Origin of the sequence: Chryseobacterium lathyri, from assembly GCF_003290185.1 — a bacterium.
In the GTDB taxonomy this organism is placed as follows: domain Bacteria; phylum Bacteroidota; class Bacteroidia; order Flavobacteriales; family Weeksellaceae; genus Chryseobacterium; species Chryseobacterium lathyri.
Genome location: NZ_QNFY01000008.1, coordinates 209,476 through 234,310, shown reverse-complemented (window position 1 = coordinate 234,310; position 24,835 = coordinate 209,476). Strand labels below are relative to the sequence as shown.

Below are 24,835 nucleotides of genomic sequence, written 5' to 3'. Positions count from 1 at the left end.
ATTGATAAACTGTTATATGGCTACATTAGAAACAAATTCAGCGAATTTATTTGCCGGATCTTCATTTTTCATAAAATATTCTCCCATCAGAAAACCGTCGAATCCTTTTTCCTTTAAGTACCTGAAATTTTCTGTACTGTAAATGCCGCTTTCTGCGATGGATAAGACATCTTTCGGAAGCTGGTCTTTTAAAAGTACGGAATGCTGAAGATCAACCTTAAAATCCTTTAAATTTCTGTTGTTGATACCGACAAGATCAATTTTAGAATTGAAATGATTCAGCTCATCTTCTGTATGAATTTCCAGAAGGACTTCCATATCCAGCTGATGGGCAAGCTCTGTAAATTCCAAAACCTGATCTGGAGAAAGACAGGCTGCGATCAGTAGAACGGCATCGGCACCGATACTTTTGGCTTCATAAAACTGGTATTCATCCACCATAAAATCTTTCCTGAGAATAGGGATATGGATATGATTTCTTACATTCAAAATATCATCAAAGCTTCCCCCGAAAAAATCCGTGTCAGTCAGAATAGAAATTCCGGATGCTCCAAAGTTTTCATAGGCAGAAACGACTTTTAAAGGCTGAACCTGATCGTTGATAATCCCTTTTGAAGGAGATTTTCTTTTAAATTCAGCAATAATTCCGCTTTTATTTTTGACAGATTCTTTCAGGGAAAAACTTTTTCTTCCAAAAAAATCAGAATTCTTCAGATGATCAATTGAAATTTTTGCTTTTGAAACGGTAATTTCTTCCTTTTTTCTTTCAATAATTTTATCAAGTATTGTCATTGTTTAACTAGAAGTTAGAGGTTAGAAATTAGAGGTTAGATATGCCGGAGAAGAGTTTAAATTTTTATTATCAACTAATAACCAGCAGCTAGCAACTAATTAATTATCAAATATTAGCCATTTACCAGTAATTCAAGGCTTCTTAGTGCCTTTCCACTTTCCAGACTTTCCTTTGCCAGTGCAAGGCAATCTTCATAGGTTCCGAATTTTTTTGTGTGGAAAAGAGCAGTTGATGCATTGGCAAGAACCACAGCGTTTTGTTGTGCCGAACCTTTTCCTTCCAGGATATTCCTGAAAATCTTAGCTGATTCCTGAGGGGTTTCTCCCGATTTAATGCTTTCCGGACTTACAGAATCAAATCCCAGATCCCGGGCAGAATAAATTTCTTCACCATGTTTCGTAATAATCTTGCTGTCCTGGGTAAGGCTTATTTCATCATATCCATCCAGGCCATGTACAAGGATAAACTCGCGCTCTTCTTTCTGCAAGAGGTATTGGTAAATTCTTGCAATTTCAAGGTTATAAACTCCAATTACGGAATATTTCGGTTTCGCAGGATTGACCAACGGACCCAACAAATTGAAAAACGTTCTAAGTCCTAAGGCTTTCCTCAAAGCACCTACAGATTGAAGAGCAGGATGAAAATACGGAGCGTGCAGAAAACATATATTGGCTTTTTCAAGGTCTTTATTCAGCTGGTCTGAAGTATTTTTGAACTGATAACCAAGTTCTTCCATGACATTGGATGATCCTGTGGTAGCAGATGCCCCGTAATTTCCGTGTTTGGCAACTTTCTGTCCAGTTCCCGCAACGACAAAGCTTGCCAGCGTTGATATATTGATCGTATTTTTGCCATCGCCTCCGGTTCCTACAATGTCCATCGTATCGTGATGGTCAAGATGTACGGGAACGGCCATTTGCAGAAGTGCTTCTCTGAAACCTTCCAGTTCTTTTAAGGTAATATTCCGCATCAGAAAAACACTGATAAATGCAGTGACTTCTGCAGAATTGAATTTATTCTGTGCGATCTCGATCATCGTTGCCTTTGCTTCCGATTTGGACAAAGTCTGATGATTGAACAGGTATTGGAGGATTTCTTTCATCTGGGGTGCTTTTATAGGTGTTTCTGTAGTTTTCAATGTAAAAGAAAGTTTTTGATTATCACTTCCCCGTCAGGAGTTAAAATGCTTTCAGGGTGGAATTGTACCCCATGTACATCATAGGTTTTATGCTGCAGTGCCATGATCATTCCATCTTTGTCTACGGCTGTAATTTCCAGTTCTTCAGGAAAGCCTTCCGGGTTGACGGCCCAGCTGTGGTATCTTCCCACTTCCATTCCTGAAGCTAGGTTTTTGAAAATTTTAGTGTTTTCTTTAACCAGTTCGGCAGAAGTAGCCACCCCATGAAAAATTTCAGAAAGATTGATCAGGCTTCCTCCAAAAGCTTCAGCAATAGCCTGTTGTCCGAGACATACGCCTAAAATACTTTTGGTAGGGGCGTATTCCCTGATCAGATCCAGTAAAATTCCTGCTTCTTCGGGAATTCCGGGACCTGGCGAAAGGATAATTTTATCATATTTCCCGATCTCTTCCAAAGTGATCTGATCATTTCTTACGACATCTACTTTCTGATCCAGAATTCGTTCAATGATCTGGACAAGGTTGTAAGTAAAGCTGTCATAGTTGTCAAAAACCAGAACTTTAAGTTGATTAGGAGTTGCTGGTTGGTTTATATCGTTGCTCATTTTTTGTTTTTTTTATTGTTGGGTAGGAGTTGAAAGTTGCTGTTAACTCAATACTATTTTACCTGCTTTGTCAACTGCTTTTTTCAGCGCATTTAATTTATTATTCACTTCCTGCAGCTCATTTTCAGGGACAGATTTTGCCACCAGTCCGGCTCCGGCCTGATAGTAAAGGGTATTGTTCCTGCTTAAAAAAGTACGGATCATAATGGCCTGGTTGCAGGTTCCGTTTAATCCGATCATTCCGATGCATCCTCCGTAATAACCTCGGGAGTCTTTTTCATACTGATCGATAAGCTGAAGGGCTTTATGTTTGGGAGCACCACTTAGAGTTCCCTGTGGAAACGTAGCGGAAACCATATCAAGAGGATTGATGTTTTCCGGAAGATCGGCAGTAACTTCGCTTACCATATGGATGACATGAGAGAAAAGCTGGATCTCTTTCAGTTTGGTAACAGTTACATTTTTACCTAGTTTGCCAAGGTCGTTTCTTGCTAAATCTACCAGCATGGTATGTTCTGCATTTTCCTTCGGATCATTTTTTAAAGCCTCAATAGACTGAAGATCAGTTTCAAGATGTCCGGTTCTCTTGAAAGTCCCTGCAATAGGGTGAATGACAGCTTTGTTGTCTTTGATGATCAGCTGGCTTTCTGGACTGGAACCAAATAATTTATAGTTTCCGTAATCGAAAAAGAAAAGATAGGGGGAAGGGTTGATATTCCTAAGGGCACGGTATACATTGAATTCGTCCCCTTTGAATTTCTGCTCAAACCTCCTGCTTAAAACCAGTTGGAAGACATCACCTCTCATACAGTGTTTCTGGGCTGTTTTTACCAGTTCGATATATTCTTCATCGGTAAGATTAGAAGTTTCGCTGTCAATTTTTTCGAAAGGATAGACCGGAGTATTCTGATTTCTGATCAGGTTTTCCAACAAATAAAGTTCAGATTTTAACCCAGGGATTTGGTTTTCGATAATGTGCATCTCATCATTGTAATGATTGATGGCAATAACGTATTGATACAGTCTGTAACGAAGAATAGGAATTTCTACTTCAGGACTCTGTGGCTTTAAGCTGATGTCTTCAAAAAACTGTACGGCTTCAAAGCTTGTATACCCAAAAAGACTCTGAGCAGTCTGTTCAATAGGATCATGCGTGGTTTCACATTCAAAAACGCTTTGGAATTCCTCAAAAATCTCCGTTATATTTCGTTCAGCTATCAATTGCTTTACGGGATCTGAGCCCGGCAGCTTGATTTCAAATTCAGTAAGATTTTTAACCTCAATTCCTGCAACGGCATTCACTGCGATAAAAGAGAAATTATTATCAATATTCTTAGAATCCGAACTTTCCAGAAGGATGGTATCCCGGAATCTGTCCCTGATCTGAAGATAGATGTTCATTGGAGTATAAAGGTCTCCCAGTGTTTTTTTAGAACCGGTCTTTATTTTTATTTTCTGAGTGGTCATCTGACTTGTATTTTTTGTTTTGGATTAAATAAAAAAGGCTTCAACGGAATCCGTCAAAGCCTATATATTGTTTATTTTAATTATTCTGCTATCTCATTAGCAACATGACAATACCTCCAGACCCGACGAAGAGTTTGAAAGCCACCACCAAATATTGTTGCTCAGATTAAACATGGTACAAATGTAGAAATTTTTTTAATATAAAAACAAAAAACGACCAAAAATAAAAAAACTTAATATGGAGATCTTTTATTTAAGTTGCTTTAATTCCTTTTTTAATTCTTCAATTTTTGTTTTGTATTCGTCATTGTTATAGGAACTTACATAATCCTCTAAAGCTGAAATGTATTCTTCAATAAACTCTTTATTCGTTCTGTCCGCTTCATATTTGATCTTTGCGGAGTTTACCGGAGCCATCTTTTCATACTGCAGCAAAGCGTTTCCTTCTTCAGACTGATAATACAGGATTACTATGTTTTTTTCATATCCCGGAATATATTTTACCGGGAAATACTGTTCCGTTCTGGGGATTCTGATGGCATTTTCAATCGGATAAATAGTAGCACTTGTTGTTGAAAAATAAGTTGAAACATATTTTCCATCCTGCTTTTTTACAATGGCTTCATAATCATGAATATACATCTCATTCAGGGTAGAGTTGGTTTCTACATCGGAGGTGATAATGGCTGTACTTTCTACCCCATATTTATTTAAAAACCATGCGTTCAGATACTGTCCGGCGACACCGTTCAGAATAGCAAGAGGGAGAATCGGGGCCAGAAACCATGCTTTTTTGGTAACATAAGAAAGTAAACCAAAGAATACTAAAAGTATGATCACGGTGTAAAAACCATGATGACTGGTGAAAAACAGAATTTTGGATATAAAGATCATTTGAAAGTTTGTTAAGTTAAAAAGATAAGCAGATAAAATTGATTTGCCTTATGAGTAATGAGGGATTATTTCTAATTCTATTATATTTTTGTTATGTATTTTGTACAAAAGACCTGTTTTTTTGTTTTCCAATTTAAATTTCATAATCCTTTTTTTATTTCAAATAGTTAATATTTTCAAATATTGTAGAATTAAGTTGATTGTTGTAAAAAAATAATTAGATTTTATCGGGCTCTTGATTTTAATTCTTCAGAAAGTTTATCAGTACTGGTGCCATCTTTCTTTATACCTTTTGCCAATTTATATACCAATCCCAATCTTATCCAATGTGTATCAAAATTTTGGGTAATATTTGATATTTGATTTTCTATAATTGAGGTATTTTTAACAGTATAAGTTCTGAATATATCATTACCAACTAAAGATACTTTCAGTTTATTATCAAAGAATGATTTACTAATTCCAATATTTGCTGTAAACAGGTCTTGTGTCTTATATGGACCTTGAATAAATGGAGTTCTATAATCTGTTGTAAATTCCAATTTTAAAGTCTTAGGTAATGAAAAAATATTAGATACAACCATTTGACCAGACCAGATACTAGAATTTATATTTATGGTATTATCACTTATTCTATTGTATAAAATGATTCCATTTAAATTCAGATTCCACCATTTGAGTGGCTGTAATGAAATATTAGAACTAAAAGATAATGAATTGCTTTTATTTACATTTATTGGAGTAAGTATGGTTGAAGTATTGTCATTATCCTGAATAGGAGTTTGATATATTTGATTTTTATTAATAAAATAGGCAATACTAAAAATATATTTATTTTTCAGGATATATTGCACCTCTAATTGGTGTGAAAAGCTGGGCTTTAATTCAGAATTTCCTACGAGTCTTGTATACTGATCCACATAATAAACAAACGGCATTAGATTTCTAAATTTTGGACGATTAATCCTTTTATTATATGATAAACTAAAACTGTTATTTTTTGAAGGGTTATAAGAAAAATTGAAAAAAGGGAATAAATTGATATTATCCCTTTTCAAAGTGAAGTTATTTTTTTCATCTACGCCTTTCAAAGGATTATATTCTAATCTGCTTCCAACGGTAAAACTCGTTTTATTAAAATTTTTATTATATTGAATGTAACTTCCAAAAATCCATTCATTATACTCGTATTTATCTGATTTAGAAAGGGAAAATACTGAAGATTCATAGAAATTATTTTCACTGTCTATACTTTGATAGATTGCTTTCGCTCCTGTTTCAAGTTTTGATAAGGAGTCTAATTTTATTTCATAATCGAGCTGAGAAAGAACTATATTTACTTTATTGGGAGATTCATTTTGTAAATCATCATAAGTATGAGTTGCAGGATATTGAAAGGAAGAAAGAAAGGAATTATTTTTTATATTATAGAAAATATAGTTTGACTTAAACGTTATTTTTGATTTCTTATTTGTGATATTATAATCAAAGCCTATATCAAATGTTTTTAAATTATTTTTACTGTTTTGGTTCGAAAACAATGTTGAGGTCGGTTCATTTTGATTATCATAAAAATGGAGATCGGTATTTTGATTTATTTTTTCATTATAAAAAGAAAAAGAAGAGTTTATCAATAAATTCGACTTATTGAACTTGTGCTCATACTGGGAATTCAGGGTATTGGTATTTCCTTTAATTTTTGCATAAGTTTCTTGATTGGTGCTTGTATTTAAAAAATCTCTGTAAGTATCTGCTTTTTCAAAATCAGTATTAAAGGAATTGATATAATAAAGCATATACCGGTTTTTTTGGGTATTATACTGTCCTTTAATTCCTAAGTTTTGTTTATAATATTTCCCCTGAGTTCCGTTAAATGACATGCCTAAATAATAACCTTCTCTTGTTATCTTTTTTGTTTTGATATTAATAATTCCTGCATTTCCACTTGCATCGTATTTTGCAGACGGCGATGTGTTTATTTCTATTTCGCTAACGTCACTGGAAGAAATATTTTTTAAATAATTGATTACTTCACTATTAGACATATAGAGAGTTTGTCCATCTACTTGTATTTGTACACCAGGTTTTCCTTTTACATTAAAAGAATTGTTAGAATAATTAAAAGATACGCCCGGAAGTTTGGATAAAGTTTCAAATGCAGTTCCATTAGATAAAATTGGGCTGCTTTCAACACTAATTGCCAACACTCCATTTTTATTTTGGACTAAAGGTTTTTTGTTAGAAACAATAACTTCCTGAATTTTATTTTCCCTTTCAATTGAGATTATATCATTTATTAAATTATTGTGAATAGATATAGTATCGCATTTAAGAAAGCTATTAGCTGTAATGCATCTTTTATAGTTGCCTGTTGATATATTTTTGAAAGTGAAATTTTGGGCTGATGTTGATTCTGAAAAGGAATTTACCGGATTGTTTAGATCAGTAAGAATAATAAGATATTCTTTAGCAGAATTACCCTCTATTTTACCGCTGTATTGTACAGTCTGGGAAAATATTTTGATGAATCCGAATAAAAATATCAGTACTAAAAACTTATATACCATATTTGATTTTTAGTTTATTGTAAATCGAGTAATATTGATCATTAGTAAAAAATATGGCATAGCAAGAGATCATAACTAAAGAAAAATTATCAATTTTCATTAAAAAGAATATGCCGATATGTAATATAATTCCAATTAAAATGGTTATAAATCTTGTTTTTTTGATGAAGATAAAAATAGGAAATAATAATTGAAAAATAATTGTAAACCAGGTTGATAATTTGACCATAAAAATTGAATTCGTAAAAAAAGAATTGAATTTTGTCGGAGAAAAATCATCGGAATTAAGTATATAATATAACGCTGTTCCTTCTCTCCACATTCCACCTTGTAATTTATGCAATCCGGCAAAAAAATAGATAATACATATTTGAATCATTATGGCATAAGAAAAATATAGACTCAATATGTTGGAATATTTTGACGTTTTTTTATAAGTTTTATTTTTAAATGCTTCATATTTATTGCTAAAACTATATGTTTCAATAAATAAGAAAAAAGGCAGTATTACAGAAATAACATTATCTGCACCATCTAAAAGATATAAATTCCTAATCTTAAAAATAAACAAAAGAAAAAATAATATTAATACAGACAATCTTTGCAAAATACCGAGCATGAATAAAAATCCAAAAATAATCCCCAAAAAACAGAATATCATTACATTATTTGATTTTGTAAAGTCTATATATAGCCAATTCAGCTTGAAGAACCGAATAATATCTGTATATGTTTCATAAGAGACAATTCCACCGTTTCCAAATAAGTACTTCCTATTGATAAAATATACTATAAAATCCTTAAATATCAAAAATCCTATAAGAAATCGCAATATTGATGAGCCTATTTTCCTATCGTAAATAAGATTATTCATATAAGGACTGTTTGTTGGTGAGATAAACATTTGTTAATGTAATGTATTTTTTTTCTTCAAATTTATTTTTAGAGTATGGAGGTATTAAGGATTCATTAATTAAGTATATGTCCACAAATACAGAATCTTTATTATTTATTTTGTCTAGAAAGCTTTTTTGATTTTTCAATGTAAGTTTAGAGTAATTCAAAATCGATTCTAAACCATGAGATTTGCTTTTATCCGCATAAATTCTATCTAAATTTCCTTTTGAAATTTTCTGTATTATATCATTATAGCAACCGCTTTGATATTTCAGCAACCTTTGGTTAATATTAAATAAACCCTGATTACTGTTGTTTTTAATATCTTCGTGTATATCAATTGTAATATTATTAGTATTTGTATGGTACTTTATTATAAAGTACTGATTTCCATGTGGAGGAGTAGGAGAAAACATTCCCCAATTCTGTTCGAAAAAAGGATTAATATAAAAATCTTTTATTTTTTTTATTGTTCCATTTTTAGTATAATCTAGATCATAGAATTGTACAAGAATAACAAACAAAAAGTGGATGCTCAAACATCCTATAGTAAAATTTTTTAAGAGTTTTATTTTTTTCGTCATTCTGAATTAATGAAATAAAAAGAGCTATCATCATTTTGCAAATTTTGATAGCTCTTAAGAATTTAAAGGCTTGGATCTAACGACGATGCTCCAGTTGTTGTTGTCGTAGTCGTAGTTGTAGTGGTTGTAGTGGTTTCCGTAGTTGTAGAATTTCTACTTGCTTCAACAATATCATTTGATTTGCTTCCAGAAACTACGGTATTAGTACCTTTTCCTATTGCTGAATTACCTGCAGCAATAGCTACTACTCCCAAAACTCCACTAAGTAATAGTGATTTAATTAATTTCATAGTACTTTGTTTTTTGGTGTTATACTTCCTTGTACAGTTTTATTTCCACACAAGGCTTTACAGAAATATATTTTTTATCAATTATCATGAGATAACTAACGCCACTAATATATAAAATATTTTAATATAACAACATGTAGTGAGTTAAATTATGAATGTTTTTTTTAAAATATTCATAATTTAGGGAACTATTATCGTTTGATATCACTAATAAACATCTTACTTTTTTATATATGGAAATGAAATTAAATAAAAGTTCTTCACTCAATCATCAGCACTTTCGCTGAATTAAAATTAATAAATGTGAAAGTTTAATTATCCGTATCTTGTATCTAAAAATAATCTTTTGGCTATGCAATTCTTTTTTTGACTGTTTTATATACAGTAAAATCTTATTAAATGGGAAAATGTCAGTAATTTAAAAGCTTATTTTTTATACTTTTGTCTAAATTTTATAGAAAAAATAATGAAAAAAGTATTAGCAATTGCATTCATTGGGAGTTTGTTCGTAGTAAACTGCTCTAAGAAACCGGATCATAATTTACAGGACAGCAACACAATGCTGCCGGAACCAGATGCTCCAACAGTAGTAGATTCTACAGCTAAAACAGCTGCTCCGGCTGCTGCAACAACTCCTGCACCAGCTACTGAGGCTGCTAAAACAGATTCTACTGCAGCAAAAAAATAATGAAAAAATTCCTTTTGGCAGGAACTATAGGATTTCTGATCCTTTCCTGTTCTAAAAAAGAAAACACGGAGGTACCAAGTATGCCTGCCGAAACATCCGCTGTTTCGGAACCGGCAAAAGCTAATCTTTCAGGTGACCAGATCATCGAAACATTAGACTGTTCAGGTTGCCATGCCGTAAATGAGAGAATGATAGGACCTTCTTATAAGGAGATCGCAGAAAAATATTCTGAAAAAGATATTGAGCTGCTGGCTTCCAAGATCATAGAAGGCGGGAGCGGAGTTTGGGGAGGTGTTCCGATGGCTGCCCATCCACAGGTATCTAAAGAAGATGCCAAAAAAATGGTAGAATATATTCTGAGTCAGAAAAAATAAATAATGTCTACTGAAAAATCCAGTCTGCACACAAGAAATCTGCATCGCAATCCTTATGATTTTGATCAGCTTATTTCTTGTGTGCCAGAACTGAAACACTATGTGTTCGTTAATGCTTACGAAACGCAGACCATTAATTTTAGCCTTCCCAAAGCGGTAAAACTGCTTAACCAGGCATTACTTTTACATTTTTATCATATCAAAAACTGGGATATTCCCGAAACCAATCTTTGTCCTCCTATTCCCGGACGGGCTGATTATATCCATTATATTGCCGATCTTATCGCCGAACAGCAGCCTGAAATCCCGACAGGGACTTCTGTGTCAGGGTTAGATATCGGAACAGGAGCGAATCTTGTTTATCCCTTACTGGCTCACAGATCTTATGGATGGAAGATGATGGGAACAGATATTAATAAGGATTCGTTGGAAAATGCACGGCGTATTTTGGATCAAAACCCGGATTTATTATCTGTTATTCCATTAAAACAACAGCCTGATTCCAATCATATCTTTAAAAATATTATCGAATCTGGAGACCGTTTTGCATTTTCTATGTGTAATCCTCCTTTTCATGATTCCGAAGAATCTGCGCTGAAAGGAAACCTTAGAAAAACAAAGAATATCAATAAATCAAAGTCTAAAAAGCCTCTTCTTAATTTTGGCGGACAACAATCCGAATTATGGTGTGAAGGTGGTGAACTGGCTTTTATCTCAAAAATGATTGAGGAAAGTGTTCAGTATTCCTCACAGGTCCTTTGGTTCACATGTTTGGTGTCTAAAAAAGACAATCTATATAAGCTCAATACACTTTTAAAGAAAGTCAAAGCATTAGAAATTAAAACCATTGATATGGCTCAGGGGAACAAGATAAGCAGGATGCTGACCTGGACATTTATTCCTGAGAAAGATAGGACAGGGTGGATATAAGATGTAAATAGTCAATTTTGCTGCGCAAGTGAAAGGTTAATGGTAACCTTCACTAATAAATTCACTGTGAAGCAGATTCACTATTGATAGTTCACTTTTCACAATTAAAGTCAATAGTCAATTTTGCTGCGCAAGTGAAAGGTTAATGGTAACCTTCACTAATAAATTCACTGTGAAACAGATTCACCATTGACAGTTCACTTTTCACAATTAAAGTCAATAGTCAATTTTGCTGCGCAAGTCAATAGTCAATGATAATCCTACCAAAAAACTCACTGTGAAGCGGTATTTACTACTGACAATTCACGCTTAAGCAGCTAATAGTCAGTGATAATCTCCGTTGACAAGCAAATTCACAATTCGTAATTGACAAATCACTAAAAATGCCTAAATTTGTACGCTTTTAGAAAAATAAGAAATGCAATTATCAGAACAAGAAATCATTAGAAGAGAAAAGCTGAATAAGCTTACTGAAATGGGAATTAATGCATTCCCTGCGGAGGAGTATACCATTACAGATACTACAGAATCTATAAAACAGGATTTTTCTGAAAATAAACAGGTGAAGATCGCTGGTAGATTGATGTCCCGCAGAATTCAGGGGAAGGCTTCTTTTGCTGAATTGCAGGACTCTAAAGGTAAGATCCAGGTTTATTTTAACAGAGACGAGATCTGTCCGGGTGAAGATAAAGAGCTTTATAATGAAGTGTATAAGCATTTGTTGGATATCGGTGATATTATCGGTATTGAAGGAACCTTATTCACTACTCAGGTAGGAGAAATGACAATTTTGGTAAAAAACTTTACGCTTCTTACCAAAGCTTTACGTCCGCTTCCTCAAGCTAAAACTGATGAAAATGGAGTAGTGCACGACGGATTTACAGATCCTGAATTGAGATACAGACAGCGTTACGTAGATTTAACGGTTAATCCACAGGTAAAAGAAATCTTCGTAAAAAGAACAAAGATGTTCAATGCGATGAGAACTTTTTTCAATGATGCCGGATATTTTGAGGTAGAAACACCTATCCTGCAGTCGATTCCTGGAGGAGCGGCAGCAAAACCGTTTATCACGCATCACAATGCTTTAGATATTCCGTTATATTTAAGAATTGCCAACGAATTATATCTGAAAAGACTGATCGTAGGAGGTTTCGACGGGGTTTATGAGTTCTCTAAAAACTTCAGAAATGAAGGAATGGACAGAACGCACAATCCTGAATTTACAGCTATGGAGATCTATGTAGCTTACAAAGACTACAACTGGATGATGGATTTCACAGAAAAACTTCTGGAATTCTGTGCAGTTCAGGTGAATGGAAGTGCAGAATCTACTTTCGGAGAGCATACCATCAACTGGAAAGCACCTTATCCAAGAGTTTCTATGACGGAAGCGATCCAAAAATATACAGGTTTCGATATCACCGGAAAAACTGAACAGGAATTGTTTGATTTTGCCAAATCTATCGGAATTGATGTGAATGAAACGATGGGGAAAGGAAAATTAATTGATGAGATCTTCGGTGAAAAATGTGAAGGAAACTTCATCCAGCCGACGTTTATCACGGATTACCCGATTGAAATGTCTCCTTTGACAAAGAAACACAGAAGCAAAGAAGGCTTAACGGAGCGTTTTGAATTAATGGTTTGTGGAAAAGAAATTGCAAACGCTTATTCAGAGCTTAATGATCCAATCGATCAAAGAGAGCGTTTTGAATCCCAGATGGCCTTATCAGAAAGAGGAGATGATGAAGCGATGTTCATTGACCAAGATTTCTTAAGAGCACTGGAATACGGTATGCCTCCAACTTCCGGATTAGGAATCGGTATGGACAGATTAATCATGTTCTTAACGAACAACGCATCTATCCAGGAAGTATTATTCTTCCCTCAGATGAGACCGGAAAAAACAGTTCCTCAGATTGAATTAGGTGAAGATGAAAAAGTAATCCTTGAAATCCTTAATTCTCAGGAAGAACCGTTTACACTAGCTGAAGTGAAAGAAAGAAGCCAGTTATCCGGTAAAAAATGGGATAAAGCTTCTAAAACTTTGACTAAGAATAATCTTGTGAAAGTAGATAAGATTGATGATCAGCTTTTGATGAAACTGATATAATCTAGAATATGAAATAAATATAAACCGGTACAGAATCACTCTGTACCGGTTTCTTTTTTCCATTTACGCAGCTGAGTCCTGAAATTCTTAAACGGTGCTACGGCATTGATATGTATCCATTTCCAGACAGGCCATTTTGCGGGTGTTGTAGCCCACTTTCTCTGTTCAGGAACAAATAATGTTTCATAATCAAGGGTTTCAACCCATTCTACAATCTCATTGACCTGATTCTTCAGAATCTCTCTTTGCTGATGAAGGCTTAAAGCTCCGTATTCTTTATAAAAAGTTTCATATAAACCACCTAGATTATTCCACTTATATCCCGGCGCAGGAGTCTGTACCGTTATTCCTTTCTTTTCATCCGATTCCCATTGCAGCAGAAGACGGGTCCAGCCAAGCTGATACGATATATTCTGTGAAGGACTTTTATCAACTCCCGGTTTCAGAAGATCTTTTTCGTTCTCGGGAATGTCATTAAACTCTTTATCATAAAGCAGATAATTCTCTTTTATAGCTTCTATAAGTTCGGTTTTGTCTTTATACTGAATCATATCTTACTTTCTCTGCTTACTGAATGAAGCCATCAGGTAAAATAAAAACGGAAGAATAAACAAAGAGCCGAGCATTAATGCCCAACCCAGAGCATTAATAGTTTTTGGAGGAGCCATGTGTTCAAGTAATGAAAGATGTTGTCCGTTTCCGAGCAATATGATATCGGGATTATGCTGGTAAGTGGCTGCAACCAAGATCATTACCATCTGGAACCCTGCCAGTGCACGTACAGGAAGCAGTTTCCGCTGATGCAGGGCACGGAGAATCAATGCTAAAGCTACTGTAGCAAAGGAAATTGCCATAACGCCCAATGGTTTTGAAAATACCCACATCACCAAAGGAATATCGGAAATATAGGCTGTTAAAAACACCAGCATACCTGTGATTACGACAAAAACCATAGTTTGTTTAGATTTTTTGATCATCAATGTAAGATCAGCCTTATCGCGGGTTTCTCTTAATGAAAAGATAGAGGCCAGATATGCACATAATGATACGGTAAACAAACCTACGGAAACACCGAACCAGTTCAGCCAGCTGAAAATATATAAGTCCAGAAATCCAACCGCATCCGGATTAATGGAATGTGAAACGGTAGCCGCTGCAATCAGTCCTAAGAAAAATGGAGTTAACAGACTTGCGTAGTAAAAGATCTGGGTATATAAAATCTGCCAGTTATCTTTTACAGCATCATAATGTCTGAAAGTAAAAGCTGTTCCCCTTGCAATAATTCCCAAAAGCATCAGAACCAGAGGAATATGAAGATAGGTAGACATGGTGGTGTAAATCTCAGGAAATCCTACAAAAAGAATAACGATCGCAATGATCAGCCACATGTGATTGGCTTCCCAAACGGGTGCGATGGATTGGTACATGATCTCTTCTGTTTTATGACGTGCTTTTTTATGGGTAAAAAGCTCAACAATTCCGGCGCCGAAATCAGCACCGCCCAAAATGATATAAAGGCAGATAGAAAGCCACAGAAATCCTATAACAACGTAGATCATGATTTTTTGTTTTTATCGTTAAACTGAGCGTCTGTAGGGTCATAAAGTTTCGGTACCATCTGGATCTGTCTTCTTAAAAGAAAGATAATAATCAGGGATAATGACACAAAAATAGCCGTAAAAAAGTAAAATGAATACTGTATTCCCGGCATAGGCGTTACAGCATCTGCTGTTTTCATAATTCCATAAATGATCCATGGTTGTCTTCCGACCTCTGTTACTGTCCATCCTGCCTCCAAAGCGATATATCCGAAAGGTGTTGCGAACAGGAATGTTTTTAAAAGCCAGTTTTTAGTCAGCCATTCCTTTTTAAAGAAGAAGGCATACAGATAAATACTTCCGATGATAATCATGACCACACCGAAGAAGATCATAATTTGGAAAGCGTAATGCACAACAGCTACCGGAGGCCATTCATCACGCGGAAAATCATTTAACCCTTTTACTTCATGGTTGAAATCATTGCTTACCAGGAAGCTTAAAACTTTTGGAATTTTTACTGCATATTTCACTTCTCCTTTTTCTTCATCAGGAATTCCGCCAATAACGAAAGGTGCTCCTTTTTCAGTTTCAAAGTGAGCCTCCATTGCGGCAAGCTTAATAGGTTGTCTTTCCGCAACGGATTTAGCCGCTACATCACCACTTAAAGGTGCTCCAAATGCCCCAATTAATGCAAATCCTGCAGCAATTCTGAATGCTTTCGTATGGAATTCCACATTCTTTTTCTTCATAATTAAAAAAGCATGAACCCCTGCAACGGCAAATCCTGTCGCACAGAATGCAGCAACTGTCATATGAAGAGCCTGAGGAAACCATGCATCATTGAACATAGCCTTTATAGGATCTATATTGGTATATTGCCCGTTGATATAATCAAAACCTGTCGGCGAATTCATCCAGGCATTAGCTGCCACAACCAGAATTCCGGAAGCGAGTCCGCTTAATCCTACCAGAAATCCACAGAACCAATGGAACCATTTGTTGAATTTTTCCCATCCATAAAGAAAGAATCCTATAGCAATAGCCTCAATAAAAAATGCAGTCCCTTCGAGAGAAAACGGCATTCCGAAAATCGGTCCGGCATGTTTCATGAATCCCGGCCACAGAAGGCCAAGCTCAAAAGAAAGCATGGTCCCCGAAACGGCACCGGTTGCAAAAAGAATGGCAACTCCCTTGCTCCAGGCTTTTGTAAGGCCTTTATATACTTCATTATTGGTTTTAAGGTATTTCCAGTGAGCGAAGGCCATCAGAAAAGGCATTACCATTCCCACACAGGCGAAAATGATATGAAAGCCCAGTGAGAGAGCCATCTGCGCGCGGGCTGCAATAAAATCATCCATATAATCAACTTTTGAGTAAATAAATTTAAGCATAAAATACGGATGTATAATATGATTTTATACAGATGATATTTGAGAAATAGGTAATAACTTTAAGCTTTTTTAGATAAAACAGTACTCTTGGTTTTAATAAAAACTCTCATCTTTTTTGACATATTTTAACTTTCATAAGTCGAAAAAAATCACGATATTTGTAGGTCTTTGCATTAGGCAAAATTTATTAATTTTATATGAGTCAAAAACAATATACAGCTAGCAGTATCCAGGCCTTAGAGGGTATGGAACACGTTCGACTAAGACCATCAATGTACATTGGAGATGTAGGAGTAAGAGGTCTTCATCATTTGGTTTATGAAGTAGTAGATAACTCTATTGACGAGGCTTTGGCAGGGTATTGCGATACCATTTTGGTAACCATCCACAAAGGGGAGAGTATCTCTGTAAAAGATAACGGTAGAGGAATTCCTGTAGATTTTCACGAAAAAGAACAAAAATCTGCTTTAGAGGTTGTCATGACTAAAATTGGAGCAGGTGGAAAATTTGATAAAGATTCTTACAAAGTATCCGGAGGTCTTCACGGAGTGGGAGTATCGTGTGTGAATGCACTTTCTACTTTATTGGTGGCTACAGTAAGCCTTAACGGGAAATTATATCAACAGAAATATTCAGAGGGTAAAGCCCTTGCAGATGTTGCTGAAATAGGAACTACCACTGAAAGAGGAACAGAAGTTTTCTTCCAGCCAGATGCTACGATCTTTCAGGAAACTGTTTACAACTATGACACCCTTGCAACAAGGTTACGTGAACTGGCTTTTCTTAACAAAGGAATTACAATAACGCTTGTTGATGAAAGAGCAGAGAACGAAGACGGATCTTTCGCGATGGAAGTTTTCCATTCAGAAGGAGGTTTAAAGGAATTCGTTGAATTTATCGACGGAAACAGGGAATCTATCATGGAGAATGTAATTTTCATGGAAGCGGAAAGAGATGATATTCCTGTAGAAGTTGCTATGCGTTATAACACGTCATTCAGCGAAAATCTCCACTCTTATGTAAATAATATCAATACCCATGAAGGGGGAACTCACCTTGCTGGCTTCAGACGTGCTTTGACAAGAACGTTGAAGAAGTATGCTGATGATTTAGGAATCCCACAAAAAGAAAAAGTAGAAATTACAGGAGACGATTTCCGTGAAGGGCTGACCGCTGTAATTTCTGTAAAAGTAATGGAACCTCAGTTTGAAGGACAGACCAAAACAAAACTGGGAAACTCCGAAGTTTCAGGTGCTGTAGATAAAATAGTAGGAGAAATGCTTACTAATTTCTTAGAAGAAAACCCTAATGAAGCGAAAATTATCGTTCAGAAAGTGGTTTTAGCTGCAAAAGCAAGACAAGCTGCTAAGAAGGCCCGTGAAATGGTTCAGAGAAAATCCCCGATGGGAGGCTCAGGACTTCCGGGAAAATTATCCGACTGTTCATCCAAAGATCCGGCAGAATCTGAACTATTCTTAGTAGAGGGAGATTCCGCAGGTGGAACTGCGAAACAAGGTAGAGACAGACATTTCCAGGCTATTTTACCATTAAGAGGTAAAATCCTGAACGTTGAAAAATCTATGCTTCACAAAGTATATGATAACGAGGAAATTAAGAATATCTATACCGCTCTTGGAGTTTCTGTAGGTACAGAAGAAGACAGCAAAGCCTTAAATATGGCTAAACTGAGATATCATAAAGTAGTGATTATGACCGATGCCGATATTGACGGTTCTCACATCTCCACTCTGATTCTTACCTTCTTCTTCAGATTTATGAAGGAACTTATTGAGAACGGATATATTTATATTGCTCAGCCACCTTTATATTTATTAAAGAAAGGAAACAAAAAAGTATATGCCTACAACGAGAAAGAGCGTGAAGAATTTACTTTAGAAATGGCTCCGGACGGAAAAGGTGTAGAAGTTCAGCGTTATAAAGGTCTTGGGGAAATGAACCCTGAACAGCTTTGGGAAACAACTCTTAACCCTGAGCACAGAATTTTAAAGCAGGTAACGATTGATAATGCAGTAGAGGCTGACAACATATTCTCAATGTTGATGGGAGATGAGGTTCCGCCAAGAAGAGAATTTATCGAGAAAAATGCAAAATATGCTAAGATCGACGCATAATTGTTATTAAAAATATATTAAGAAAAGCTTCTATTTATTAGAAGCTTTTTTTATATTTGGTGCAAACCAATAAAAAATAATACTATGTTAACTCTTTTACAAACAGACCCTTATGATGGGTCCGATGCAATGCCGGGTGCAGTAGCTGCAGGACTGGGAATGGGCACTATGATCTTTGGATTGCTTATTTATATATTTTATGGATACTGTATGTATAAAATATTTCAGAAAGCTGGCAGGGAAGATGCGTGGGCAGCTTTTGTACCGGTCTATAATATAATTGTACTGCTGGATATTGTAAAGAAACCAATTTGGTGGATCATTTTGTTCTTTATTCCTTTTGCTAATCTCTATGCATCATGGGTGGTTAATGACAGATTGGCGAAAGCTTTTGGCAAGGAAACCCCGGTTTATACCATTCTTTTGTTTTTCTTTGGATTTATTTTCGTGCCAGTTCTGGCTTTCAGCAGCGATAAATATGACAGCAGCAGAATTCCCAACGATCAATGATTAATAATTAAAAAGATATTGGAAGACTTCAGAAATGGAGTCTTTTTTTATGTCTTTATTTAAAAGTGGAAAAATTTTAAATATAATGTTGAAAAAAAGAATTTCACGAAAAAATGATAAAAACATCCTCAATTAGAGATATAAAATGTTAAAATTATAATATGAAAAGGCTTTGATAATGAAGCCTTTTCTATTAGTATTGTTCTTTATATTAAAATAAAAATTTAACATCTATTAAGATTTTATTATTTTTGCCCCAACTTTAATAACCATGATGAAAATTATAATTATTGGGGCCTTATCTACAGCCTCTTTATATTTTGCACAGACCTATCCTGTTTCTGCCATTCCTGAAAACCTGAAGAAAAATGCCAATGTTGTGATCAGGAAAGATTTTACAACGGCGCAGATTAATAAAATTGATGAAATAAAGTATCAGCATCATACAGTAATCACAGTTTTAAACAAAGATGGCGATTCTAAAGCGCAGGTTTATATTCCCTATCAAAAAGGAGACAATATTTCTGATGTTAAAGTTACCGTATATGATGAATCCGGAAAGAAAGTAAAGAGCTTTTCAAAATCAGATTTTGGTGACTTTGCCAACAATACACAAGGTGTATTTTATTCGGATAGCAGGATCCTAGCATTACCGTATACTTCTGCTTATTATCCCTATACAATTGATTTTTCGTATCAGATTACCGATGAGAATACGGTTTTTATTCCTGATTTTATACCGTTTTCTTCTCCCAATATATCTTTAGAAGAAGCTGGATTTAAAGTTATTAATAAGTCCGGGATTGACCTTAAAACGAAAACCTATCCTTCAAAATATAGCTATGCTTCCGTGTCCGTAGCTGATAATGGCAATGAAAAGACCTATTCCTATAAAAATATTCCGGCAATAGATGATGCCTTGATGCTGCCTCAGCCTGAAAAGATCTTGCCTAAGGTAAGTTTTGCTCTTGCCAAATTCAACCTGGAAGGCAAGCAGGGAATATTGAGCAGCTGGACAGATTTTGGTACCTGGTATTATACTAACCTGGTAGAGCCTGTTTCTGCATCTACTCCGGCCATTAAAGCTGAAGTGGCTGCTTTGAAACTGGAAGGCACAACGGAGGAGAAAGTGAAAAAGATTTATCAGCATATGCAGTCGAAAACCAGATATATATTTGTTGGGTTGGGAATCGGGGGATGGTTGCCAATGCTTCCGGACGAAGTTCAGAAGAAAGGGTATGGAGACTGTAAAGGGCTTACCAATTACATGAAAACCTTATTGAATGAAGCAGGAATTCCTTCTCATTACTGCGTGATCAATTCCGGCTCATCACAGGTCTCTTTCGATCCGGATTTTCCATCGATGGGTGGAAATCATGCGATTCTGATGGTGCCTACGGAAAAAGGAAATATCTGGCTGGAAAACACCTCCCAGCAGATTGCTTTTAACCATTTGAGCTACAGCACTACCGACAGAAATGTTCTTGCTGTAACCAAAAAAGGGATCGAACTTATCAATACACCTACCTATACAGCCGAACAGAACAGAGAAAAGCAGATATTGAAAATTAATCTTACAGAAGACAACAGCATCAACGGAGAAATCCAGTTTGCTTATACCGGAAGTCAGTATGATAATAATTTGCCTTATGCTTATTTATCACCAAAAGAAAGAATTGAGGCAATGAAAGCAAGATTTGATGTTCTGAATTTTGAAAAAGTTGAAATGAAAGACTTTGTGAATGATAAAGACAATGCAGTGATAAAATTCAATGTGGATTTTAAAGCCAACAATTACTCTAAAAATACAGGAACGAACTTAATTTTCAGAGCAGTGCCTATTTTTACGAATAATTACTATAAATCAGATGAAAACAGAGAGCTTCCATTTGAGATAGGGCAGTCTTTCCAGGATGAATATGAGATTGATTTTATCATTCCAAAAAATTATAAAATTGATGAAGTTCCGGAAAATATGACCATCAATTCTGAATTCGGGACCTATAAACTGAACATAGTAATAAATGGCGAATCGTTGAAAGTCACACGCTTCATTAAAATTAACAAAGGGATATTTCCGAAAGAAAAATACAACGATTACGTGAGTTTCCGAAAAAAGACCCTGAATATTGATAATTCCAAAATCTTACTGACAAAAATCTAACCATGAAAAAAATAATACTAACAGCGTTCTGCTTCGGAACTTTGATCCATATAAACGGCCAGAAGCATGAGTTTCTTGATCCTCCGAAATTTGACAATGCTGATCTTTCCAAAGCGAAATCAACGCTGGATGAAAATGCACCGGCGGAAATTTTATATAAATCAGTACATTTTGATGTTGATACCTCTACAGGGAACCTTAGAAAAAAGGTGTTTTACAGAGTCAAAATCTATGATAAAGATAAAGCAGAAGACTGGCTGAACCTTGAAATCCCGTTATACAAAAGTACTGGTGGCAATGAAGAGCTGCTAAATAAAATGAAAGCTTTTGTATATAACCTCGAAAACGGAGCCGCCACCGCTACAAAAGTAGATAAGAGTTCAAAATACAAGAGCAAGGAAAGTAAATATATAACCATTACCAAATTTGCTTTTCCCAATGTAAAGAACGGATCGGTTATAGAATACCAGTATGAAGTTTTGTCTCCGTTTTTATATTCAGTTCCGCAGATCGTAATCGAGTCTGATGCACCTTCTCTGTACACGGAATATATTCTGGACAGCCCTTCGCATGTAGCTTATAATGTGAATTATACAGGCTCACTAACTCCAAAGTACAGAATGGTGGAAGAAAAGACAATGTACGGAATGCCATTTAAAACCTATAGATTCGGGTATGAAAATCTGAAAGGATTCAAAACTGAAAAGTTTGTTAAAAATGACAGGAATTACCGCACAAAAGTAAGTGCAGAGCTTCATTCCACTAATTTTAGAGAGCTTAAAATGCATTCCTCTTCCTGGGAAGAAATCAAAGAGAAGCTGTATAAAGACGAAGATTTTGGTGAAGAGCTGAAAAAAACGAAACTCGTTAAAGAAAATGTATCCTCAATTATTTCAGGCCTCAATTCCGATGCAGAAAAAGCTGATGCCATTTTCAATTATGTAAAAAATACATTCACTTGGAACAAAGACAGAGGAATTTATACAGAAGACGGAATAAAGAAACTGATAGAAACCAAAACCGGAAATGCTGCAGAAATAAACCTTTTGCTTGTCATGATGCTTAGAGAAGCAGGACTGAAAGCAGATCCTCTTGTTATTTCCACTGTAGACAACGGCTTGATCAACCTGACATCTCCCAGCATAGTCGGGATGAATTTTGTTATTGCAACGGTTAAGATAAAAGACAGCCTTAATCTCTATGATGCCACTTCAAAACAGTCATCAATGAATAATCTTCCCCCAAGAGACTGGAATGAGTATGGTGTACTCATGGCTAAAGATAAAGCACTGCTGATGCAGATGGGAAATACCACTACAAGTTTCAATTATCTTACTACAGAAGCAAAAATCAATGAAGATGGCAGTATTTCCGGAACATATTCCGACAAAGATACCGGTTCATATGCGATGTTTGCCAAGGAAAGCTATGACGAAAATGCTGAAAAATATAAAAAACAATATAAAGAAAACTTCTCAATAGATTTTACGGGAATTGAAACCAAGACTCTGGAAAACGGTGATTTCGAAAGTACAATGAAATTTTCCTCAGACAACCTGATCGATAAGATAGGAAAGAAAATGATCATCAACCCAATGCTTTTTTTGAGCAAAAATTCCAATGAATTTGACCAGACTGATGAAAGAAAATATCCGATTGATTTTATCTCTTCAATTACTAAAGTAAAAAAAGTAATCCTTGAAATACCGGAAGGCTACGTTGTAGAAGCAATGCCTAAAAGTAAAAAGATTGTTACCGAAGACAAAGAAATTGAATACAGCTATATTGCTGAACAGAAAGGTAATAAGCTTGAAATAATCTCTACCACAAAAATTGCCAGTCCGGATTATCCAAAAGAATATTATCCTGCATTCAAACAGATTTGGGGAACCGCCTCAAAAAGTGAGAACCAGGTGATAAGCCTGATCAAAAAATCATAGAAGAAAATTTCCGATTATTAGATCAAATAAAAATAATTTTGCAAAACCATTCATTTTTGAATGGTTTTTGCATTACTTCCAGAAATATATAATTATGAAAAACACCATTGCTGTTCTGGCAGTTTCTTCCCTTCTCGCTTTTTCAGCCTGTAAAAAAGGAGAAAATACAACATTATCTGATAAAACAGAAACCTCTCAAACTGAAAAATTCATAGTGGATTCCGTGAAAGTGAGTGACTCTTCAAAGATTGCAGATTCATTAACCATAGGTTTCACTTCCAAACTGCTGGTTTTTCCAACGCTGAAAGACAAACAATTGCTGGACAGTATTTATTTTCAAAATAAGGGAATCAAAGATTTCTCTAAAAAAGGACTGCAGGCTTTTCTGGATAATGAGAAAAACAAATATTTTAATTCTGTAAAAAGTGACAGTAAAGACTGGCTTTCAGATATTTCCTATGCACAGAAATGGTATACAAATACCCATATGAACCTGGTTTCAACTGATAACGATTATATGCATATTGGATATGTATGGAGTTCCTATGAAGGCGGTGCTCATGATAATTATGGGTTTTCAGAAAGAGTTTTTGACCTTAAAAACAATAAAAAACTGGAACTTAAAGCTATTACTTCAATGCCGAAAGCTCAACTTGAAGCTATATTAATGAAGAATATTAATAAAGTACATAGCGGTACAACAGATAATAAAGGAGAAGTAAAGAATTCAGACATGCTGCTGGTAGAAGTCATTCCTGCAACGGATAATTTCTACTTTGATCAGAAAAACCTCTATTTCCATTACAGCCCTTATGAAATTACCGCCTTTGCAGCCGGAGATATTGTTATTCCTGTATCCTGGGAAGAACTGAAAGGAACACTGAATGCAGAATTCAAAGAAAGAATGAAAATAAAGTAAATTAATGCTTCCGGATCTGGAAGCATTTTCTATTTTTGCGGTAATGGAAAAAGTAGCTTTTATCATTAATCCCTTTTCGGCCAAAAAAAATTATCAGCCGTTTCTTGATGAACTTCAAAAAAAGGTTGACAATCCTTTATATTATATCTCCGAATCTATTCCGGCGACAGATGATTTTATCAGGACAAATTTTGATCATATTGATATTTTTGTAGCTATAGGAGGGGACGGAACTATTTCCACCGTGGCAAGAAATCTTATTAATACGGACAAAATTCTGGCGATTTTTCCGGCCGGATCAGGCAATGGATTTTCCAATGAGACTAAATTCAGCAAAAACTTGGATGAACTTTTAGAAAAAATTAAAACCAGAGCATCCAGAAAGATCGATACCTTTACTGTTAATGAAAGACTGTCCATTAATGTTTCAGGAACCGGATTTGACGGAAAAGTGGTGAAAGAATTCGAAAAAACCAACCGTGGGTTCAAAAACTATATCAAAGTATCCCTGAAAACATTCTTTAACTATAAGCCTATCAAAGTTAAATTTTTTGATGAAGCCTATCAGCAGTACAATGGAAAATACCTGATGCTGAATATAGCCAATACACGCCAGTTCGGAAACAATGCTTATATCGCTCCCAACGCAAGTAAAAGTGACGGATTGGTAGATATGGTGCTGGTAAAAAAATTCCCGCTGACCTACTCAGCTCTTTTTGCCTTCAGAATGTTTACCAAAAGACTGAAAGATGATGAATACGTAACGTATCTGCCCGTTTCGGAAATTTCATTTAAAGTAACGACCAAAAACTGGCATCTTGACGGTGAATTCAATAAAATAAAATCACCGGTTCATGTGAAAGTTTTACCAGCCAGCCTGAATATTTTGGTATAA

The 24,835-nt window shown here is 35.2% G+C and carries 22 protein-coding genes; 10 read left to right on the top strand and 12 right to left on the bottom strand.

The features are described 5' to 3' along the window. Positions 1 to 12: 12 nt before the first annotated feature. The 9 genes from trpC to DRF61_RS13355 form a co-directional block, all read right to left on the bottom strand. Positions 13 to 792, bottom strand: coding sequence for an indole-3-glycerol phosphate synthase TrpC (gene trpC / locus DRF61_RS13395; RefSeq protein ID WP_111957824.1), 780 nt, complete (start codon positions 790 to 792; stop codon positions 13 to 15). Positions 793 to 905: 113 nt separating this feature from the next. Beyond that, positions 906 to 1,895 (bottom strand): anthranilate phosphoribosyltransferase, encoded by a 990-nt coding sequence (trpD, locus tag DRF61_RS13390; RefSeq protein WP_111957922.1) that lies wholly within the window; start codon positions 1,893 to 1,895, stop codon positions 906 to 908. Between the two features lie 32 nt (positions 1,896 to 1,927). Continuing rightward, positions 1,928 to 2,536, bottom strand: coding sequence for an anthranilate synthase component II (locus DRF61_RS13385; protein WP_111957822.1), 609 nt, complete (start codon positions 2,534 to 2,536; stop codon positions 1,928 to 1,930). A gap of 42 nt (positions 2,537 to 2,578) precedes the next feature. Beyond that, positions 2,579 to 4,003 (bottom strand): anthranilate synthase component I family protein, encoded by a 1,425-nt coding sequence (locus DRF61_RS13380; RefSeq protein WP_111957820.1) that lies wholly within the window; start codon positions 4,001 to 4,003, stop codon positions 2,579 to 2,581. 249 nt (positions 4,004 to 4,252) lie between these two features. Next, the gene (locus DRF61_RS13375) at positions 4,253 to 4,897 is read right to left on the bottom strand and encodes a hypothetical protein (RefSeq protein WP_111957818.1); all 645 of its coding nucleotides are present in this window, start codon (positions 4,895 to 4,897) and stop codon (positions 4,253 to 4,255) included. A gap of 224 nt (positions 4,898 to 5,121) precedes the next feature. Next, entirely contained in the window at positions 5,122 to 7,464 is a 2,343-nt protein-coding gene (locus DRF61_RS13370; protein ID WP_111957816.1) for an outer membrane beta-barrel family protein, read from the bottom strand. Next, entirely contained in the window at positions 7,454 to 8,338 is an 885-nt protein-coding gene (locus DRF61_RS13365; protein ID WP_111957814.1) for an HTTM domain-containing protein, read from the bottom strand. The genes DRF61_RS13370 and DRF61_RS13365 overlap by 11 nt, the downstream gene beginning before the upstream one ends. Further along, positions 8,331 to 8,945, bottom strand: a complete 615-nt coding sequence (locus DRF61_RS13360; RefSeq protein WP_111957812.1) for a DUF5819 family protein — start codon at positions 8,943 to 8,945, stop codon at positions 8,331 to 8,333. Before DRF61_RS13360 ends, DRF61_RS13365 begins: the two co-directional genes overlap by 8 nt. 62 nt (positions 8,946 to 9,007) lie before the next feature. Beyond that, entirely contained in the window at positions 9,008 to 9,199 is a 192-nt protein-coding gene (locus DRF61_RS13355; RefSeq protein WP_146896856.1) for a hypothetical protein, read from the bottom strand. Between the two features lie 502 nt (positions 9,200 to 9,701). Between DRF61_RS13355 and DRF61_RS13350 the strand changes: the two genes are divergently transcribed. The 4 genes from DRF61_RS13350 (at position 9,702) to lysS (ending at position 13,343) form a co-directional block, all read left to right on the top strand. Next, positions 9,702 to 9,923 carry a hypothetical protein gene (locus DRF61_RS13350; RefSeq protein ID WP_111957808.1) on the top strand — a complete coding sequence of 74 codons (222 nt, stop codon included), beginning with the start codon at positions 9,702 to 9,704 and terminating at the stop codon, positions 9,921 to 9,923. Then, the gene (locus tag DRF61_RS13345) at positions 9,923 to 10,297 is read left to right on the top strand and encodes a c-type cytochrome (protein WP_111957806.1); all 375 of its coding nucleotides are present in this window, start codon (positions 9,923 to 9,925) and stop codon (positions 10,295 to 10,297) included. The genes DRF61_RS13350 and DRF61_RS13345 overlap by 1 nt, the downstream gene beginning before the upstream one ends. A gap of 3 nt (positions 10,298 to 10,300) precedes the next feature. Next, positions 10,301 to 11,227, top strand: coding sequence for a 23S rRNA (adenine(1618)-N(6))-methyltransferase RlmF (rlmF, locus tag DRF61_RS13340; RefSeq protein WP_111957804.1), 927 nt, complete (start codon positions 10,301 to 10,303; stop codon positions 11,225 to 11,227). 418 nt (positions 11,228 to 11,645) lie between these two features. Then, a complete protein-coding gene (gene lysS / locus DRF61_RS13335) occupies positions 11,646 to 13,343 on the top strand; it encodes a lysine--tRNA ligase (protein WP_111957802.1) in 1,698 nt (565 codons plus the stop codon). A 35-nt stretch (positions 13,344 to 13,378) separates the two neighbouring features. Here lysS and DRF61_RS13330 read toward each other — a convergent pair whose 3' ends face one another. The 3 genes from DRF61_RS13330 to DRF61_RS13320 are packed head-to-tail and all read right to left on the bottom strand — an operon-like array spanning position 13,379 to position 16,242. After that, on the bottom strand, positions 13,379 to 13,894 hold the full coding sequence (locus DRF61_RS13330) for a ClbS/DfsB family four-helix bundle protein (protein ID WP_111957800.1): 516 nt from the start codon (positions 13,892 to 13,894) through the stop codon (positions 13,379 to 13,381). Between the two features lie 3 nt (positions 13,895 to 13,897). Beyond that, a complete protein-coding gene (locus DRF61_RS13325; RefSeq protein ID WP_111957798.1) occupies positions 13,898 to 14,902 on the bottom strand; it encodes a cytochrome d ubiquinol oxidase subunit II in 1,005 nt (334 codons plus the stop codon). Continuing rightward, the gene (locus DRF61_RS13320; protein ID WP_111957920.1) at positions 14,899 to 16,242 is read right to left on the bottom strand and encodes a cytochrome ubiquinol oxidase subunit I; all 1,344 of its coding nucleotides are present in this window, start codon (positions 16,240 to 16,242) and stop codon (positions 14,899 to 14,901) included. The genes DRF61_RS13325 and DRF61_RS13320 overlap by 4 nt, the downstream gene beginning before the upstream one ends. Positions 16,243 to 16,472: 230 nt before the next feature. On the opposite strand from DRF61_RS13320, the gene gyrB reads away from it, so the two are divergent. From gyrB to DRF61_RS13290, 6 genes are all read left to right on the top strand, one after another. After that, complete coding sequence (gene gyrB, locus DRF61_RS13315) at positions 16,473 to 18,407, top strand: DNA topoisomerase (ATP-hydrolyzing) subunit B (RefSeq protein WP_111957796.1); 1,935 nt, start codon at positions 16,473 to 16,475, stop codon at positions 18,405 to 18,407. Between the two features lie 84 nt (positions 18,408 to 18,491). Then, the gene (locus DRF61_RS13310; protein ID WP_111957794.1) at positions 18,492 to 18,917 is read left to right on the top strand and encodes a DUF5684 domain-containing protein; all 426 of its coding nucleotides are present in this window, start codon (positions 18,492 to 18,494) and stop codon (positions 18,915 to 18,917) included. Positions 18,918 to 19,188: 271 nt separating this feature from the next. Further along, complete coding sequence (locus DRF61_RS13305) at positions 19,189 to 21,081, top strand: DUF3857 domain-containing protein (RefSeq protein WP_111957792.1); 1,893 nt, start codon at positions 19,189 to 19,191, stop codon at positions 21,079 to 21,081. Between the two features lie 2 nt (positions 21,082 to 21,083). Further along, entirely contained in the window at positions 21,084 to 23,021 is a 1,938-nt protein-coding gene (locus DRF61_RS13300) for a transglutaminase-like domain-containing protein (RefSeq protein WP_111957790.1), read from the top strand. Between the two features lie 94 nt (positions 23,022 to 23,115). After that, positions 23,116 to 23,940, top strand: coding sequence for an RsiV family protein (locus DRF61_RS13295; RefSeq protein ID WP_111957788.1), 825 nt, complete (start codon positions 23,116 to 23,118; stop codon positions 23,938 to 23,940). A 4-nt stretch (positions 23,941 to 23,944) separates the two neighbouring features. Next, the gene (locus DRF61_RS13290; RefSeq protein ID WP_373865950.1) at positions 23,945 to 24,835 is read left to right on the top strand and encodes a diacylglycerol/lipid kinase family protein; all 891 of its coding nucleotides are present in this window, start codon (positions 23,945 to 23,947) and stop codon (positions 24,833 to 24,835) included.